Here is a 16,539-nt window from a genome sequence, read left to right as displayed (position 1 = left end):
TAACCTCAGATGATTAAGCGGCGTATTTTGGAGCACTTTTTATGAATAAAGCCGCGTTAGTATCGCAAATGGCTGCCCACAGTGAATTAACAAAAAAAGACACACAAGCTGCCTTAACCAGCATGTTAAATGCTATCGAAAAGTCTCTTTCTGAGGGCGACCAAGTGCAAATTAATGGCTTTGGTACGTTTGCCTTAAGTTATTATCCTGCACGCAAAGGGCGCAACCCACAAACCGGTGAAGAAATTGAAATAGAAGGTGCTAACAAGCCAGTTTTTAAACCTGCTAAAGCACTCAAAGACGGTTTGTAAGCAGGATTTGCAAAGCGGTTGTAGTATTTACAGAGCATAAATAGAATACCTGAAAATTTATTCAATACTTTCAATCTATTAAGTTTGGCATGTTGTCTGCTGTTAATTGTTTAGGTTTACCTAAATAAGGAGATAACATGTCAAATTTAAACAGCCAACTTAATGGTAAAAAGATTGCCATTCTTGCAACCAATGGTTTTGAGCAAAGCGAGCTTTTGTCACCACGAAGCGCATTATTAGAAGCTGGTGCACTTGTTGAAGTTGTGTCACTTGAGCGCGGCGATATTACCGCATGGGATGAAAACCAATGGGGTGAGCGAGTCAGTGTTGACCGTGTAGTAAACGAAGCAGACTCTGCAGAGTATGATGCGTTACTTCTGCCTGGTGGCTTATTCAACCCAGATACGTTACGTCAAAATAGTGAAGCAAAAGCCTTTGTTGATGGTTTTTTCAGTGCCGGTAAAAATAAACCCATCGCTGCGATTTGCCACGGCCCATGGCTATTAGCCGAAATTAACAAACTACGCGATCGCAAAGTAACGTCATATCCAAGTATCAAAACGGATTTGATCAATGCAGGGGCTAATTGGGTTGATCAAGAGGTTTGTGTAGATGAGGGCATAGTTACAAGCCGAAGCCCAGCCGACCTTGAGGCTTTTAATCGTAAGTTTATCGAAGAGATTAAAGAGGGTATTCACCGCCATCATTAATCATAAATAGTTAGACACAAAAAAGGGCCTTTATGGCCCTTTTTAAAGTAATAAAACAAACTTACTTTGTAGCTACTTTCATACTGGCTACAAACTCTTTTAAACCAGTTAGCATTGCTGCTTGATCATCAAGGTTTGCCTCGATGATTTTAACAACCGCAGAGCCTGAAATCGCACCAGCGGCCCCTGAATCAAGTGCTGATTTAACATCTTCCGGCGTTGATACGCCAAAGCCTAATAATGCCGGTGCAGCATGGTAATCTTTTAGTTTTTTAACTAATGAATCTGCTGGCATTTGTGCCTTGGTTTCTGTGCCTGTCACACCTGCGCGTGAAAGAAGGTATGTGTAACCACGGCCATATGACGCACACTCTCGTAAAGTGTCATCATCAGCATTCGGTGTAGCAATAAAAATTGGGTCAATACCATTTTTCATCGCTGTTTGGCGAAATAGCTTTGATTCATGTAGCGGCACGTCAGCCACTAAAATTGAATCGACACCTGCTTCTTTAGCATCTTGATAAAACTTATCGATGCCACGTTTAAACACTAAGTTTGAATACAATAACAGGCCAATTGGAATATCGGCATTGTACTGGCGCACTTGTTTAATGATATCAAAGCAATCTTGGGTATTGATGTTTTCATCAAGTGCACGAATGTTGGCCGCTTGGATCACCGGGCCATCTGCAATCGGATCAGAAAAAGGAATACCTAGCTCAAGGGCATCAGCGCCGCCATCAATTAAGCTTTTGATGATTTCTACACTCAGTGCTTTATTAGGGTCGCCAATAGTAACAAAGGGTACAAAGGCACCTTGGTTGGTTTCATTTAATGTGGCGAACAGTTGTCCGTAACGGTTAGTCTGGCTCATAGTGCGCCTCCTTCAGATAAAACACTGTGTACGTGAGCCAAATCTTTATCGCCTCGGCCGCTTAGGTTAACCACTAAAATAGTGTCTTCGGTTTGTTGCTCGGCATATTTAAGGGCATATGCGAGGGCATGGCTTGATTCAAGCGCTGGAATGATCCCTTCGTTTTTAGCCAGTAGTTGGAATGCTTCAAGCGCTTCAGTATCGCTAATTCCAACGTACTCAGCACGGCCAGTTTCATGTAAGTGCGCATGTTGTGGACCAACAGCAGGGTAATCAAGACCTGCTGATACAGAGTAAGACTCTTCAATTTGACCATCATCATCTTGCATAATATAGGTATAGGTACCGTGTAAAATGCCTTTTGTGCCTTTACATAAGGTTGCACCATGCTGGTGGGTATCTAAGCCTTTACCAGCTGGCTCTACACCAATTAATTTTACGCTTGGCTCATCAATGAAGTCTGTGAACATACCAATGGCGTTTGAGCCACCACCCACACAAGCAAGCACCGCATCAGGTAAGCGACCTTCTGCTTTAAGCACTTGTTGTTTTGCTTCTTCACCAATCATTTTTTGGAACTCACGTACCATGGTTGGGAATGGGTGAGGGCCTGCTGCAGTGCCTAGTAAATAGTGAGCATCTTTGTAATTAGCTGACCAATCGCGTAGTGCTTCGTTTACTGCATCCTTTAAGGTACCAGAGCCTGCTGTGACAGGAATAACCTCTGCGCCCATTAGTTTCATACGAAATACATTTGGTTGCTGACGTTCAACGTCTTTTGCACCCATGTAAACGCGGCATTTTAAGCCAAGTAGGGCACAGGCAAGGGCCGTTGCAACACCGTGTTGGCCGGCACCTGTTTCTGCAATCACTTCTTTTTTACCCATGCGTTTGGTAAGGAGTGCTTGACCAAGTACTTGATTGGTTTTGTGCGCACCACCGTGCAGTAAATCTTCACGCTTTAAATACAGTTTTACCTTAGGATTTTTAACTAAGTTACGTGTCAGTGTTAATGGTGTAGGGCGACCTGCGTATTCATTTAATAGTTTTTCAAACTCAGCCTGAAAAGCTGGATCGTTTTGTGATTTATTAAATTCTGCTTCTAGTTGCTTGAGAGCTGGCACAAGCAGCTGTGGTACAAACATACCACCGAATTCACCGAAATAAGCTGGATTTTGCATTCTAACCTCAATAATTTCTGATATGCGAAAACGCATTTTGTAATTTTGTTTGGCACTTTTTACCCGCTGACGCTTCAACGCCAGAATTTAGGTCAAGGCCATTGGCACCGCGATAAAGCGCTGCATGAATATTTTCTGGGTTTAAACCACCGGCTAACATAAACGGCACGGTTGCCGTCTCTAGCACTGACCAATCAAATGCTTCGCCTGTGCCGCCTTTTTGGCTTTTGCTGTAAGTATCGTATAAATGGCGATCAACCCCTTCAAGCGGTTTAGGTAATTCACCTTTAACGGCTTGGGCTTTCCAAATTTCACAGCCAAGTGGTAATTGCTTTCTGAGACTTTGAATATATTCGCTATTCTCATCGCCATGTAATTGCACTGCAGCTAATTTTAAGCTTTGTGCATAATCGACCACTTGTTCAAGCGGTGCATTGACAAACACACCCACATACGCGAGCGGGGCACTTTGCGTAACTTGTTTGGCACAGTCGATATCGACATAGCGCGGTGACTTAGGATAAAAAATTAAGCCACCATACACAGCACCACTGGCGTAGGCTGCCATCGCATCTTGTGAACGGGTTAAACCGCACACTTTGTTCTCACCTAAAATCACTTTACGACATGCGGCTTCTAAGTCGCGCTCGGCCATCAGTGAGCTGCCAATTAAAAAGCCATCACACAATGGCGCAAGGCGTTTTACATCTTTATGGGTATAAATGCCAGACTCTGAAATCACCACTTTGTCATTTGGGATAAGCTGACGTAAGCGCTCAGTTGTTGCAAGATCAGTACTTAAGTCACGAAGGTCGCGGTTATTAATACCGATAAGGCTGGCATTAAGTGAAAGAGCACGGCTTACTTCTTGCTCATTACTAACTTCAGTGAGTACCGACATGTTTAAAGAGTCAGCCACTTTGTGAAGCGCTAAATATTGTTCGTCATCAAGGACAGAGAGCATTAATAAAATGGCATCACCACCCGATAAGCGTGCTAAATAAACTTGGTACTCATCAATAAAGAAGTCTTTACAAATTAGCGGCTGTTCAACTTGGCTGCGCACATACTCAAGGTACTGATAACTGCCTTGGAAATATTTTTCATCTGTTAGTACGCTCATACAGGTTGCGTACTTTTTATAAACCGATGTAATTTCGTCTAAATTGAATGGTTCGCGAATAAGCCCCTTTGATGGTGAGGCTTTTTTACATTCTAAAATAAACTGCGTGCCGGTTGCTGCTAATGCGCCTTCAAAGTCTCGTTTGGTTGGCACAACCTCGCTAATGAAAGATTCAAGCGGGCGCTGTACTTTTCTTTGTTCTAATTCAATGCGTTTGTCGGCAACAATTTTGTCTAACACGTTAGCCATGACTTACCTCAATAATTGCGTTCAATGTGTCCATCGCTTTGCCTGATGCTAATAGTTCGCTTACTTGATCTGCGGCTGCTTTTAAATCACTTGCTTTATCGGTTAAATAAAGAAGGGCGGCAACGTTGGCTATAATGGCTGCGTTATGCGCCATTTCACCTTGACCTTGTAAAATCGCTAAGCTGGCTTTTGCGTTATATTCTGGGCCTTGGCCTGCTAGTTGTTCAAGTGAATAGTTTGCAAGACCAAAATCGCTTGCTGTTAGTGTGTATTCGCTCAGCTCACCGTTATTAAGCTCAACCACTTTGGTTGTCCCGTGTAAGGCAATTTCGTCAGTGCCTGCACCGTGAACCACCATAGCGCGTTTTGTGCCAAGGGTTTTTAAGGTTTCGGCCATTGGTAAACACAGCGAAGCGTCATAAACACCAAGCAATTGCACCTCAGGGGCTGCGGGGTTGGCCAGTGGCCCTAAGATATTAAAAATCGTGCGGCTTTTAAGGGCCGTACGTACGCCCATCGCATGGCGTACGCCACTGTGATAATGCGGCGCAAATAAAAATGTAAAGCCGGTATTTTCTAAACAATGAGCAGCTTGCTCAGGGCTCATATCAATATTGATACCCAAAGCTTTTAGTAAATCCGCAGAGCCAGAATTACTCGACACACTGCGATTACCATGTTTGACCATGTTGATACCCGCAGCGGCGGCAACAATGGCAGCCGTGGTACTAATATTAATGGTGTTTGAGCCATCACCACCGGTACCACAGCTATCGGCAAGCAAGGTTTTGCTGGTTTTAAATGGCACTGCATTGGCGCGCATTGATGCCGCAGCACCAGCGATTTCATCACTTGTTTCGCCTTTTAGTTTTAGGGCGATAAGTGCAGCAGTTAATTCAATATCATTAAGCTTGCCATTCATGATGGCGTCAAACAATGCAGTTGCTTGCGAAAACGATAAATCTTGCTTTGCTAATAATTGGTTTAACTGGGTTTGAGTTGTTGCTTCCATGTTATTCCTCTACTGCACGCGTGCGGTTAAAAATTCAATGCTTTGCTGTAATAGCAATGCGCCATTTGGCGTTAAAATTGACTCAGGATGAAACTGATAGCCAAGGGCATTATCTTGTTGATGGTAAATTGCCATCGGAATATTCTCATAACAAGCAATTACTTCAACGTCATCAGGGACTTTGGTTGCCATTAATGAATGATAACGAGCAACTGGCATTTTATCGCCCATTCCTGCAAATACTGGGTGCTCAGTCAACGTAATAATTGATGACTTGCCATGCACAGTTTCACCTGCATGACCAATAACCCCACCGTAGCTTTGTGTTAGTGCTTGCTGGCCTAAACAGATGCCCAGCATCGGGAAGCGGCCTTTACACAGTTCAATGAGTTCCATTAAACAACCCGCATCCGATGGTGCGCCGGGGCCGGGTGAAAGTACTAATAACACAGGTACGGTTTCTTGGCACATTTTGTCAAAGATGCTTTGTGCACTGATGTTATTACGGTATACCACTAACTGGCACCCTAACATAGAAAGTTCATCGACTAAGTTATAACTAAATGAATCAAAGTTATCTAAGAAGTAGATTTTATAGGCTGATGTTGTCGTCATTATTGTGCCTCGTAAGTCGATTGAATCGCAGTGATCACAGCTTGTGCTTTAGCACGGGTTTCATTGGCTTCAGATTGTGGATCTGAATCAAACACCACACCTGCACCTGCTTGCACGTAGGCCGTGCCGTTTTTAACAAAGGCAGAGCGAATAACAATACAGCTATCCATGGCGCCATCGCCCGTTAAATAACCCACTGCACCTCCATAGCTGCCGCGGCGTTTCTTTTCGGTTTGACGAACTAACTCAGCAGCGCGTACTTTTGGTGCACCCACTAAGGTGCCCATGTTCATACAAGCTTGGTAAGCATGTAGCGCATCGAGTTCAGGTTTTAAAGTACCCACCACGCGTGAAACTAAATGCATCACTTGTGAGTAGCGGTCTACTTTTAATAACTCTTTAGCGTGACGAGTGCCTGGTACGCTAATACGGGCTACATCATTTCGTGCTAAATCAACTAACATAAGGTGCTCGGCACGTTCTTTTTGGTCGTTGCGAAGTTCAAGCTCAATGCGGCTGTCTAGGTCTGGATTAATTTGCCCGTTAGCAAACTTGCCACGAGGGCGAGTACCAGCAATTGGGTATACCTCAACTTGTTTACTCTCTGCGCAATATTTGAGGGCTGACTCGGGTGATGCGCCAAATAACACAAATTCTTCATCGCGCATGTAAAACATATATGGGCTTGGGTTTTGTTGTTTTAGTTGGCTGTAAGCATGAAGTGAGTCAGGGCAGGCGAGAGAAAAAGTACGTGATGGAACAACTTGGAAAATATCGCCATCAACGATGTTGTTTTTTAACTTGATCACATGTTCGCAGTATTGCTCGTCGCTAACATCAACAGAAATTGGGTTTGAGCCGGTTTGCTTTTGCCCTTGGTAGCTTTGTGCATTGTCACATACGGCATTTAAACGCTCTAACTGTTGACCAACCTCAAAGCAATTAGCATGAACTTCTGGGCCGTTAAATACATTGCCAATTAGCTCGGTTGTTTTTGCTTGATGGTCGATGACAACTAACGTTTCGGCTAGGTAGAAAACATAATCTGGGCAGCTGTTTTCGCCGTCAGGCACATCAGAAAGAGTTTCGAAATTAGCAACCATATCGTAGGCAAATACACCGCCTAAGAACACGGAAAATGGGTTATCTGTGGTGCTTTTAATACTATTAATACAGCTACGTAGCGCACTAAAAGCGTTATCTGCTACTAATTTACTGGCTTCATCAATGTCGCTTGCTACCTCGTTGTAGGTTAACGTTAATGTGTCTTCTACAAGCTCAGCAGAGCAGTTTTGCACATGAGTTTGTAAATAAGGCAGTAATTGTTTGCCGTTATTTGACTGTGCAGTGAGTGTGACCTGTTTGCCTTGGCAAACAATACGTAGCGCTGAGTCAACCAAAATTAGACTTTTTACACTGTCTTTAGAATCAATTTCAGCAGACTCTAACAATAGTGAATTAGGTTTATCGAGTAAACTGTATAACGCAAGTGGGCTACTGATGTAGTCGCGCACTTGAGTGATACTGGTTACTTCACCCGGTGTCGTTGTTATATGACTAAAAATCAAACCTCATTCTCCCTCATTCCCAAAAACTCTTTAAAAAACAAAACCCCGCGAAGCTATGCTTGGCGGGGTTCGTATAAAGATGCCTATAAATTAGATAGACCCTTACCGTCCCGCTAAGCCAGGCGCCACCACCAATGATGTGTAAGAGTTGCTATGTAATTCATTATAAAACCTTAAAATTTAGATATAAAAAAACCCGCTACATGAGCGGGTTTTGAAATCGTTAGACACGACAATTCGTCACCCGCTAGTTACGAGTGCCACCACCAAATTGTGATTTGAATTGTTTTGTTCATTGTTATTTCTTATTTAGCGTGTCTGAAAGTGCATACAGTAAAGCGTACCTAAGCCGATACTGTCAAGCATTAATTTACATATTAATACGTGTTCGGCATTTACCCATCGCAATTGCCCATTTATGTGGGTATATATGTCTAACCTAAAAAGATAATCACGCCCTGGCACTAAATTTTTGTTATACTCACATCATTGATTCAAGAACTTACGTAAAGCAGTCTTTCCCATTGATAAAATACGATTTACATAGCCACACCACATACTCAGATGGTCAGCTATCAGTCGAGCAATTGTTACACCGCGCGGTTGAGAAAAACATAGATGTGTTTGCAATTACCGATCACGACACGTTAAGTGCGATAAAACCAGCTCGCCAAGTCATTGCAGATGATAATTTACCGCTTAAATTAATTGCTGGCGTTGAAGTATCAACAAAATGGGAAAGCTTTGAAATTCATATTGTTGGTTTAAATGTTGATGATGAAAATGACGCGCTGTTGTCATTGTTACAGGCGCAACAAGCCAAGCGTGAAGAGCGTGCTTTAGAGATCGGTCGTCGCCTTGCGAAAAATGGTTTTGAAGGCATTTACGAGCAAGCAAAAACATTTGCTGAAAACGCACAGATCACACGGGCGCATTTTGCCCGAGCGCTGATTGAGCGTGGTGTTGCTAAAAACTTTCCTGGGGTATTTAAAAAGTACTTAGGGCGAGGAAAAACAGGCTATGTACCAAGTAGTTGGTGTGATATGCAAACCGCAATTGCTGCCATTCACCAGGCCGGTGGGGTTGCCGTTCTTGCTCATCCTGGGCGTTATCAAATGTCTAACAAATGGCTACGTAAGTTAATTATTGAATTTAAAGACGCAGGTGGCGATGCGATGGAAGTTGCACAACCACAGCAAGCACCCAGTGAGCGCCAGTTTTTAGGTGAACTGAGTCGTGAATATGGCTTATTTGCGTCACAAGGGTCAGATTTTCATTTTCCGACCAGTTGGTTGGAGTTAGGTAAAAATTTATACTTACCAAAAGATTGCCAAGGGGTTTGGCAAGCATGGGAAGGGCAATAGGAGCGTGTAATGAGTCAGTTTTTTCATATTCATCCAGATAATCCGCAACCACGCTTAATCAGCCAAGCGGTTGATATTATCAAGCAGGGCGGTGTTATCGTATACCCAACCGATTCGGGTTATGCACTTGGCTGTAACATTGGTAATAAGCAAGCAAAAGAGCGCATCGAACGTATTCGTGGTATTGAAAAACACCATAACTTTACTTTGGTCTGTCGTGACTTATCAGAGCTATCTACCTATGCTCGCGTCGATAACCAGCTATTCAGATTAATAAAAAATAACACCCCTGGGCCTTATACTTTCATCTTTAAAGGCACTAAAGAAGTACCAAAGCGTTTATTAAACGAAAAGAAAAAAACCATTGGTATTCGTGTTATCGAACACCCAATCACCTGTGCTTTATTGGCTGAACTAGGTGAGCCGTTAATGTCGTGCTCTTTAATTTTACCGGGTGAGCAATATACCGAGGCTGATCCTGATGAAATTCGCGATCGCATTGAAAAGCAAGTTGATTTAATTATTCATGGTGGTTATCTTCCTGAACAGGCAACCACAGTAATTGACTTGTCGGATGATGATATCGAAATCTTACGTGTGGGTTGTGGTGATACTAAACCATTTGAGTAGAGACTTCATTGACTAGCCCAGAGCTTGACGCGCCAGATAATTTACAAGAGCCAGTACAGCAAAAGCTGCCACTGGCTTTTTTGCATGGCAAAGCGGTGGTCGATAAACCTGAAGATTTATATATTCCACCCGATGCGCTAGAGATCATTTTAGAAACCTTTGAAGGTCCTCTCGATTTACTTCTGTATTTAATCAAAAAACATAAACTCGATGTACTAGAACTCTCTATTTTTAGTATTACAGAGCAATACGTTAGTTATGTTGAAATGATGAGCGAGTTTCAGCTTGAACTGGCTGGTGAATACCTTGTGATGGCGGCGTTATTAGCACAAATTAAATCACGATTATTACTACCAAAACATGAAGAGCTTGAAGAGGAAGAAGACCCTCGAGCTGAGCTTGTAAGACGTTTACAAGAATACGAACAATTTAAAAAAGCCGCAGAAAATCTTGATGAGATCCCTCGCGAAGGCCGCGATATCTTTGTTGCTGAAGCGCTGGTGCCAGAATTGAGTGAGCGTGAGGTACTGTTACCTGACGTTGACATGAAAGACTTGTTAGTTGCGCTAAGCGACGTTATGGCTCGAGCTAAAACATTTGAACACCATCATATTACCGCAGAAGCCTTATCGACCCGTGAACGCATGAGCTTAATCTTAGATAAACTCTCAGAAGCGCAATCACAGTTGCCTTTTAGTACCCTTTTTACGGTGGAAGAGGGCAGAAGTGGTGTTGTCGTTAGCTTTATCGCCATGTTAGAGCTTGTGAAAGAAAACCTGATCAGCTGCTTTCAGGTAGATGCCAATAGCCAGATTTATGTTGGTTTGGTGGAAGAAAGCGAATAGCTGGAAGTTTTAAGCTTTAAGCGGTAAGTTTTAAAGGCAGTAGATCAATTATTAAAACTGCGTCATTACTAGTTGAAGGCCTGATAAATATATCAGGGCGCCTGCAATTTTCGACTACCCAGTTCTTGTCGTTATGTTCCGACTCGTTCTAAAAGGATATTTATGTCAAAAGTAACGTTGAAAGGGTTTATTTTAGTTCCTGAGTCTGACTTAGAGAACGTTAAATCTGAGTTGGTGACTCATAGGCGTCTTACCCTAGAAGAGCCTGGTTGCATTACTTTCAGTGTTACTGAACATACAGAAAACCCACTTCGCTTTGATGTATACGAAGAGTTTATAGATAAATCGGCATTTGAATATCATCAGCAAAGAGTTAAAAACTCTTTATGGGGTAAAGTAACAACTTGTGTTGAGCGACATTACGAGATCTTTGAGTCATCACCAGTCAAGAAGTAGCTCGTAACGAAAGTTTGCTTCATATGCGAATAAAAACACTTAACTTACAGAGTGTTAAACAATTGCACCAAGTCTCAGTACCTGATAAGTAGGCTTTCCCCATTTTGGGGTAAGCCTACTATTAAGGAAAATATAATGAAAAAGTTAGGAATGGTACTGTTATCTCTCGCTGCATTTGGTGCCTCAGCTGCAGAAAATTTGCAATTAGACCTTAACCTTTATTTGAATAATCAACTTGTAAAAACGTACGTTGTTAAAACTGAAGAAGACAAAAATCAAACAGTGACTGCAGATGATATTCTTAAATTTGATGTAACCCCTACATTGGACGACCAAACTGTGACACTAACATCAGCACTCTATAAATTTGAAAATGGCTCTTACAATAAATTTCAAGAACCTAAGTTAATGGTAAACCTTAATGAACCTGCAACGATTGAGGTTGGTACTGAGGGTGTTGAAGTGTACAGGATTGAAATAACAGCAAGTAAAATATAATTGCTAACTACCTACTCAGGTGTTTATTGAAAATACTAAACACCGAGTAGTGCAAGAAATCATTAAAAAGACTAAGTAGTGAACTAATAAAAAATAGATTTCAATAAACAAGATAAAAAGTACCTAAAATGCTTGATTTGAATATTTTAAGGGCATTAGCTCCTAGGGGAGAAAATGAATACACTAGAAGAATTGAAAGCTCACTCACCAAATTGTTTTTCGAATTTCGTATTAAAGAGTTTAGATCTACCACAACTTCAACTTGATGAGCTATTTGTGAGCAAAGCTGTTCATTGTAAATGCGGGCACGATGCTTATTCTGTTTTAGGTCACAAAGAAGTTGAAGTTAAGGGTTTCTTTCGCAAACGAGAAAATGTCAACATTCTACCTCCGATATACCTTGAATGTTTAAATTGTGGTTCTGTGCAATTAATTTTTGACCCAGAAAAATATGGGTGGGATGGTATCAATGGCGATAACGCAAATGTTGTCGGTAAAGGAAAGCCTGTCCCTCTTGGTTTCGAAGGCAAGGTTGCTATTTTATACAGCTATCAAGGTCTAGAAAATTACGAGGATATTTCCTCGGAATTTAGTAGAGATATGTTCGATACTTTTGGTTTGTATATTTATAACCATAATAAGCTAGAGCCTATTATTAATTGTGAATGCGCATAATTTGCGATTCAGATTTGAATCAATCTACTTAGATAGTGCGATTTTAGTATTATTTAATTCACTGATTAGCAAACGGAAATTTTAAGGAAATCAGATGCAGAGTAAACACTTTACAATCAAAACCATGACCAAGAGGGAAGTCGAGCTCATGATTGATTGGGCTGCAGCAGAAGGCTGGAATCCAGGCCTTAATGATGCAGATTGTTATTTTGCTGCTGATCCTGAAGGATTTCTTGTTGGTTTTCTTGAAGATGAGCCTATTGCTACAATTTCAGCCATTAATTACCACGATGCATTTGGCTTTATCGGCTTTTACATTGTTAAACCTGATTACCGCGGCAAAGGTTACGGAATGCAAATTTGGAATGCTGCGTTAAAGCGCCTTAAAGGGTTGAATATTGGCCTTGATGGTGTGGTAGAACAGCAAGAAAACTACAAAAAGTCTGGTTTTAACCTGGCTTATCGCAATATTCGTTTTGCAGGAGTCGGTGGTGGTAGTTCACCGCAAAATGCAGACATTGTTGATCTTAATACTGTGCCATTCGAAATTATTGACGCATACGAACAGGCTTTTTTCCCTGCGAATAGAGCAAACTTTACTAAAGTATGGTTAAGCCAGCCCCAGAGCGAGGCTTTGGGCGTAATGCACAATGGGAAATTGGCTGGATACGGGGTAATTCGCAAATGTCAGAATGGCTTTAAAATAGGCCCTTTATTTGCCGACTCACCAGAATTGGCCGAACCTTTGTTCCTTGCTTTAAAATCTAATGCGAGTGCATCCGACGTTATTTTCCTTGATACGCCAGAAATCAACCAAGCTGCTGTTGCTTTAGCACAGAAGTACAACATGCAGGTGTCGTTCGAAACCGCCAGAATGTATACCGGCGAATGTCCGAGCTTGCCATTAAATCGTATTTTTGGTGTGACTTCTTTTGAAATCGGCTGAGTTAAATCTTATAGCTATTCAATTTCACGAGATATTCAAAGCTCGATTAAACGCTGGCAAGGGCTTGTTGAAATAAGCCCTGACATTCATCCAAGGACGTATTTTGGAAATTAGAAAACTGAACTCACTGCGAGCTTTAGCTACGCTCATTGTCTTCTTCACTCATTTTAGCGACATAACTAATTGGCTTGGTGGCGTGTTAGGAGGGGGCTCAGGGGCATATGGGGTGATGCTTTTCTTTCTTCTTAGTGGCTTTTTGATGTCTTATCTATATATAGAAAAAGGCTTTAACAAAGATAATATTGTCCACTATTTTTCTGCTCGCTTTGCTAGAGTTATTCCTCTGTATTTAGTGGTTGTTCTTGCTTCTTACTTGTTATCGAATAAGGGTAGTTCAGTTCTTTATAACATTCCTGATACCGAGACCTTAATAGCCCATTTACTGTTTATTTATGGCGAAAGTGTTCTGTGGTCAATACCGCCAGAAATACACTTTTATTTTATATTTACACTTTTTTGGGCAATGTCGAAAAATAGAACAGGGTATATTTATCTTTCAATTTTAGCTGTAATGCTATTGTTGTTCTTTACAAATTATCCACGTATTTATGGTGATATAAATGGTGTTCCATACAGTCTGTTTAGTGTATTGAGGACATTACCCTTCTTTTTTGTCGGGGTTATGTTGGGTATGAACTATCGTTCATTAACTATTCCATATTACTTGCGAAAACATTGGTTTGTATTAACGCTTGGTTTTATTCCTTTGCTGTACCCAGCATTTTCTCCCATAAATTCTGCTGATAAGGTAAGAATGTGGCTGAGTTATGAAGTTCTGCTTGTAATGAGCTCTGTTTTCTTTTGTGTTGTTTTCCTCGTGCCAGACAATAATGTATTGCTCGCTAATCGATTTGGTGATTTTATCGGAAAAATATCGTACTCGCTTTACTTGCTTCATATGCCAATAATCGCAAAAGTGAACCAATTAGATGCCTCAATTGAGCTAAAACTCTTACTATCTCTACTGCTGAGTGTCATTGCAGCAGCTATTTCATATCAATTTTTTGAAAAGCCAGTAGCAAATTTAATTCGCAAAAAAGTATCTAATCGGTCAAATTCAGCCACCAGCCCAGCTTAGCGGAACTACATTCGTTTTTTACTGAAGATACATTTTTACGTTACGGTAATAAGCTCTCCATAATCTGCTAGCACCTAGCACCTAGCACCTAGCACCTAGCACCTAGCACCTAGCACCTAGCACCTAGCACCTTTTTCTCTTTCCCCTTTCCCCTTACAACTTTACCCTTTCCCCTAAGATGTGCATATACGCACAGAAGCTGTTCGTTTTACGCTATTTTCATTATATAAATCCTAAGCTAAGCTGTACTTAGTTTCGTAATTCTCATGGGAAATGAGTATGTTAAAGAATTCAAAGGCAAGTTATGGCTGGGTGGCCATCTTATTGCACTGGTTAATGGCACTTGGGGTGTTTGGTTTGTTTGGCTTAGGCGTGTATATGGTTGAGCTAACCTATTACGACGCTTGGTACAAAGGCTCTTTGGACTTACATAAAAGCGTGGGCATTACCTTAGCGGCATTATTGTTGTTTCGTTTTAGTTGGCGCTTATTAGGCACCCAACCTGAGCCTGTTGCAGGTAGTTCAAAAGCAATGAATCGAGTTGCACACTCAGTCCATAAACTAATTTATTTAGCTTTAATCGTCATTGTGACATCAGGCTATTTAATCTCTACGGCTGATGGTCGTGCAATTGAAGTATTTAATTTATTTGCTGTACCGGCACTACCAGAGTCGGTCGCAAACCAAGAAGATATTGCAGGTAAAATTCACTTTTATGCCGCGTATGGGCTAATAGCTGTGGTTGTTTTACATGCTTTAGGGGCACTAAAACATCATTTTATCGATAAAGATAAAACCTTAATTAGAATGATCAAACCATTGAAGGATGATTAACATGAAAAAATTACTATTAGGCACAGCACTAAGTGCTGCACTTTTCTCAACAGCTAACGCAAATGCAGCTGACTACGTTATTGATACAGATGGTGCGCACGCATTTGTAACTTTTAAAATTAAGCACTTAGGTTACAGCTGGTTACATGGTCGTTTTAATACTTTCTCAGGTGATTTTAGCTATGACGATAAAGCGCCTAATGCTTCTAAAATCAATGTAACGATTGATACTAAAAGCATCGACTCAAACCATGCTGAGCGTGACAAGCACTTACGCGGAAAAGACTTCTTAAATGTTGATAAATACCCAACTGCGTCATTTAAAAGTACTTCAATCAAGTTTGATGAAGACGGTGACGAAGCAGATGTAACTGGTGAATTTACCTTAAATGGTGTAACAAAAACCATTACTTTTGAAATTGACAAAATTGGTGAAGGTAAAGATCCTTGGGGTGGTTACCGTGTTGGTTTTGAAGGTGAAACAAGCCTAAAACTAGCTGACTATGGTATCGACTACAACCTTGGCCCTGCTTCTACTCATGTTGATATTGGTTTATTCATTGAAGGTGTGCGTAAGTAAGCATCGTTAATACGACCAATACGATTAATTATCGGATTGGTCAATTTAAAAGTGCCGCTCAATGAGCGGCACTTTCGTTTCTATCTTTTAATCTCTTTTCTAAAATGGGTTGCAAATTATTGGGGAGCCAGCGTACTAAAACATCATGAAAAGCATCTGTATGAGCTATTATCTCAAGGGCTTCATCTAATAACTTTGCTGTTTCTTGACCTTGTTCGTTGTTTGTACAACCTATGTAACCGACACTTAATGCGGGTGCTTCGGTGAGTGTCAGTTGGGTCAATTCATCTTCAAAGCCCATAGAGTGCGCCAAATAGTAATGCTCGCTTGGGTAGCCAAGTAATATATCAATACGCTTTTTTTGTAGCATATAAGTCAAGCTTGCTAGGGTGTCTCTACCAGGGCGTGAGATGATATTTGAATCATGGCTTTCGTTAATCACGCTATCTAAATCGGCGCCAAAAGAGCGGCTCATTGATACCCCTAATGCCAAGTGTTTATCGTCTAATAAAGATTTTAAAGACACAGGTTTTGTGACATCTAACTCAAGTTTTGCGGCTAACTCTTTGCGTATGGCAATGGAGGGTGATAATCCGACTGTTGATGAGTGTTTCGTAAACTGAATATGCTGCTTACGGTGCTCGTTTTGATACAACGACAACATACAGTAATTGTTGTGCGGGTTTGATAGTTCATGTACGGCTCGGCTGGCGGGTAATAAAGTGCGTTTAAATGACACTTCAGGGAGTGCTTTTTCTAGTAATTTGATCACACTTTCATCACGACCGCTGCCTTCGTACTTGTCATTCATGATGTAGTAGGGGGCAAAATCAACCATGATCCACTCAATGGACTTCGGTTGCTTGGTTGCAGCAACGGGTAGGCAAAAAAGTAATAGTAAAATAGACCACACACTACGCATAGTTACTA

19 protein-coding genes are annotated in these 16,539 nt (G+C 41.3%); 12 read left to right on the top strand and 7 right to left on the bottom strand.

Annotated features, from left to right (window positions below):
* Positions 1 to 41: 41 nt before the first annotated feature.
* Positions 42 to 311, top strand: coding sequence for an HU family DNA-binding protein (locus tag KQP93_RS10835; protein ID WP_054561225.1), 270 nt, complete (start codon positions 42 to 44; stop codon positions 309 to 311).
* A 137-nt stretch (positions 312 to 448) separates the two neighbouring features.
* The gene (locus KQP93_RS10830) at positions 449 to 1,021 is read left to right on the top strand and encodes a type 1 glutamine amidotransferase domain-containing protein (RefSeq protein WP_217874389.1); all 573 of its coding nucleotides are present in this window, start codon (positions 449 to 451) and stop codon (positions 1,019 to 1,021) included.
* 61 nt (positions 1,022 to 1,082) lie between these two features.
* Here KQP93_RS10830 and trpA read toward each other — a convergent pair whose 3' ends face one another.
* Genes trpA through KQP93_RS10800 form a run of 6 tightly spaced genes read right to left on the bottom strand, consistent with a single transcriptional unit; the run spans position 1,083 to position 7,643 of the window.
* Complete coding sequence (trpA, locus tag KQP93_RS10825; RefSeq protein ID WP_217874387.1) at positions 1,083 to 1,895, bottom strand: tryptophan synthase subunit alpha; 813 nt, start codon at positions 1,893 to 1,895, stop codon at positions 1,083 to 1,085.
* Entirely contained in the window at positions 1,892 to 3,076 is a 1,185-nt protein-coding gene (trpB, locus tag KQP93_RS10820; protein WP_055198741.1) for a tryptophan synthase subunit beta, read from the bottom strand. Before trpB ends, trpA begins: the two co-directional genes overlap by 4 nt.
* Positions 3,077 to 3,083: 7 nt before the next feature.
* Positions 3,084 to 4,448, bottom strand: coding sequence for a bifunctional indole-3-glycerol-phosphate synthase TrpC/phosphoribosylanthranilate isomerase TrpF (trpCF, locus tag KQP93_RS10815; RefSeq protein ID WP_217874386.1), 1,365 nt, complete (start codon positions 4,446 to 4,448; stop codon positions 3,084 to 3,086).
* Positions 4,441 to 5,460: an anthranilate phosphoribosyltransferase gene (gene trpD, locus KQP93_RS10810; RefSeq protein ID WP_217874384.1), complete on the bottom strand. Its 1,020-nt coding sequence runs from the start codon at positions 5,458 to 5,460 to the stop codon at positions 4,441 to 4,443. The genes trpCF and trpD overlap by 8 nt, the downstream gene beginning before the upstream one ends.
* A gap of 9 nt (positions 5,461 to 5,469) precedes the next feature.
* On the bottom strand, positions 5,470 to 6,075 hold the full coding sequence (locus KQP93_RS10805; protein ID WP_062565123.1) for an aminodeoxychorismate/anthranilate synthase component II: 606 nt from the start codon (positions 6,073 to 6,075) through the stop codon (positions 5,470 to 5,472).
* Positions 6,075 to 7,643 (bottom strand): anthranilate synthase component 1, encoded by a 1,569-nt coding sequence (locus KQP93_RS10800; protein ID WP_217874383.1) that lies wholly within the window; start codon positions 7,641 to 7,643, stop codon positions 6,075 to 6,077. The genes KQP93_RS10805 and KQP93_RS10800 overlap by 1 nt, the downstream gene beginning before the upstream one ends.
* Before the next feature lie 524 nt (positions 7,644 to 8,167).
* Here KQP93_RS10800 and rnm point away from each other — a divergent pair.
* From rnm to KQP93_RS10750, 10 genes are all read left to right on the top strand, one after another.
* A complete protein-coding gene (gene rnm / locus KQP93_RS10795; RefSeq protein ID WP_217874381.1) occupies positions 8,168 to 9,007 on the top strand; it encodes an RNase RNM in 840 nt (279 codons plus the stop codon).
* A 9-nt stretch (positions 9,008 to 9,016) separates the two neighbouring features.
* Positions 9,017 to 9,637, top strand: a complete 621-nt coding sequence (locus KQP93_RS10790; RefSeq protein WP_055021149.1) for an L-threonylcarbamoyladenylate synthase — start codon at positions 9,017 to 9,019, stop codon at positions 9,635 to 9,637.
* An 8-nt stretch (positions 9,638 to 9,645) separates the two neighbouring features.
* Positions 9,646 to 10,482: a segregation and condensation protein A gene (locus tag KQP93_RS10785; protein ID WP_055198728.1), complete on the top strand. Its 837-nt coding sequence runs from the start codon at positions 9,646 to 9,648 to the stop codon at positions 10,480 to 10,482.
* Positions 10,483 to 10,644: 162 nt separating this feature from the next.
* A complete protein-coding gene (locus tag KQP93_RS10780; RefSeq protein WP_063529282.1) occupies positions 10,645 to 10,938 on the top strand; it encodes a putative quinol monooxygenase in 294 nt (97 codons plus the stop codon).
* 135 nt (positions 10,939 to 11,073) lie between these two features.
* The gene (locus KQP93_RS10775; protein WP_217874380.1) at positions 11,074 to 11,436 is read left to right on the top strand and encodes a hypothetical protein; all 363 of its coding nucleotides are present in this window, start codon (positions 11,074 to 11,076) and stop codon (positions 11,434 to 11,436) included.
* 174 nt (positions 11,437 to 11,610) lie between these two features.
* On the top strand, positions 11,611 to 12,111 hold the full coding sequence (locus KQP93_RS10770; protein ID WP_217874379.1) for a hypothetical protein: 501 nt from the start codon (positions 11,611 to 11,613) through the stop codon (positions 12,109 to 12,111).
* Between the two features lie 148 nt (positions 12,112 to 12,259).
* Complete coding sequence (locus tag KQP93_RS10765) at positions 12,260 to 13,057, top strand: GNAT family N-acetyltransferase (protein WP_254907665.1); 798 nt, start codon at positions 12,260 to 12,262, stop codon at positions 13,055 to 13,057.
* Between the two features lie 103 nt (positions 13,058 to 13,160).
* Entirely contained in the window at positions 13,161 to 14,195 is a 1,035-nt protein-coding gene (locus KQP93_RS10760; protein WP_217874374.1) for an acyltransferase family protein, read from the top strand.
* A 279-nt stretch (positions 14,196 to 14,474) separates the two neighbouring features.
* The gene (locus KQP93_RS10755; RefSeq protein ID WP_217874372.1) at positions 14,475 to 15,029 is read left to right on the top strand and encodes a cytochrome b; all 555 of its coding nucleotides are present in this window, start codon (positions 14,475 to 14,477) and stop codon (positions 15,027 to 15,029) included.
* 1 nt (position 15,030) lies between these two features.
* Positions 15,031 to 15,609, top strand: a complete 579-nt coding sequence (locus tag KQP93_RS10750) for a YceI family protein (RefSeq protein WP_217874370.1) — start codon at positions 15,031 to 15,033, stop codon at positions 15,607 to 15,609.
* A gap of 58 nt (positions 15,610 to 15,667) precedes the next feature.
* Here KQP93_RS10750 and KQP93_RS10745 read toward each other — a convergent pair whose 3' ends face one another.
* Positions 15,668 to 16,531 (bottom strand): hypothetical protein, encoded by an 864-nt coding sequence (locus KQP93_RS10745; protein ID WP_217874368.1) that lies wholly within the window; start codon positions 16,529 to 16,531, stop codon positions 15,668 to 15,670.
* Positions 16,532 to 16,539: the final 8 nt, after the last annotated feature.

The organism is Pseudoalteromonas shioyasakiensis (genome assembly GCF_019134595.1).
Taxonomy (GTDB): Bacteria; Pseudomonadota; Gammaproteobacteria; order Enterobacterales; family Alteromonadaceae; genus Pseudoalteromonas; species Pseudoalteromonas shioyasakiensis_A.
The sequence above is the reverse complement of the archived record's forward strand: the minus strand, read 5'-3'. Positions and strand labels throughout refer to the sequence as shown.

Coding starts and splice junctions, on each gene's coding strand:
- KQP93_RS10765 (WP_254907665.1), top strand. CDS start 12,260: ATGATTGATTGGGCTGCAGCAGAAGGCTGGAATCCAGGCCTTAATGAT.
- KQP93_RS10775 (WP_217874380.1), top strand. CDS start 11,074: ATGAAAAAGTTAGGAATGGTACTGTTATCTCTCGCTGCATTTGGTGCC.
- trpCF (WP_217874386.1), bottom strand. CDS start 4,448: ATGGCTAACGTGTTAGACAAAATTGTTGCCGACAAACGCATTGAATTA.
- KQP93_RS10780 (WP_063529282.1), top strand. CDS start 10,645: ATGTCAAAAGTAACGTTGAAAGGGTTTATTTTAGTTCCTGAGTCTGAC.
- KQP93_RS10830 (WP_217874389.1), top strand. CDS start 449: ATGTCAAATTTAAACAGCCAACTTAATGGTAAAAAGATTGCCATTCTT.
- KQP93_RS10770 (WP_217874379.1), top strand. CDS start 11,611: ATGAATACACTAGAAGAATTGAAAGCTCACTCACCAAATTGTTTTTCG.
- trpB (WP_055198741.1), bottom strand. CDS start 3,076: ATGCAAAATCCAGCTTATTTCGGTGAATTCGGTGGTATGTTTGTACCA.
- KQP93_RS10745 (WP_217874368.1), bottom strand. CDS start 16,531: ATGCGTAGTGTGTGGTCTATTTTACTATTACTTTTTTGCCTACCCGTT.
- trpA (WP_217874387.1), bottom strand. CDS start 1,895: ATGAGCCAGACTAACCGTTACGGACAACTGTTCGCCACATTAAATGAA.
- KQP93_RS10805 (WP_062565123.1), bottom strand. CDS start 6,075: ATGACGACAACATCAGCCTATAAAATCTACTTCTTAGATAACTTTGAT.
- KQP93_RS10755 (WP_217874372.1), top strand. CDS start 14,475: ATGTTAAAGAATTCAAAGGCAAGTTATGGCTGGGTGGCCATCTTATTG.
- KQP93_RS10790 (WP_055021149.1), top strand. CDS start 9,017: ATGAGTCAGTTTTTTCATATTCATCCAGATAATCCGCAACCACGCTTA.
- KQP93_RS10835 (WP_054561225.1), top strand. CDS start 42: ATGAATAAAGCCGCGTTAGTATCGCAAATGGCTGCCCACAGTGAATTA.
- trpD (WP_217874384.1), bottom strand. CDS start 5,460: ATGGAAGCAACAACTCAAACCCAGTTAAACCAATTATTAGCAAAGCAA.
- KQP93_RS10750 (WP_217874370.1), top strand. CDS start 15,031: ATGAAAAAATTACTATTAGGCACAGCACTAAGTGCTGCACTTTTCTCA.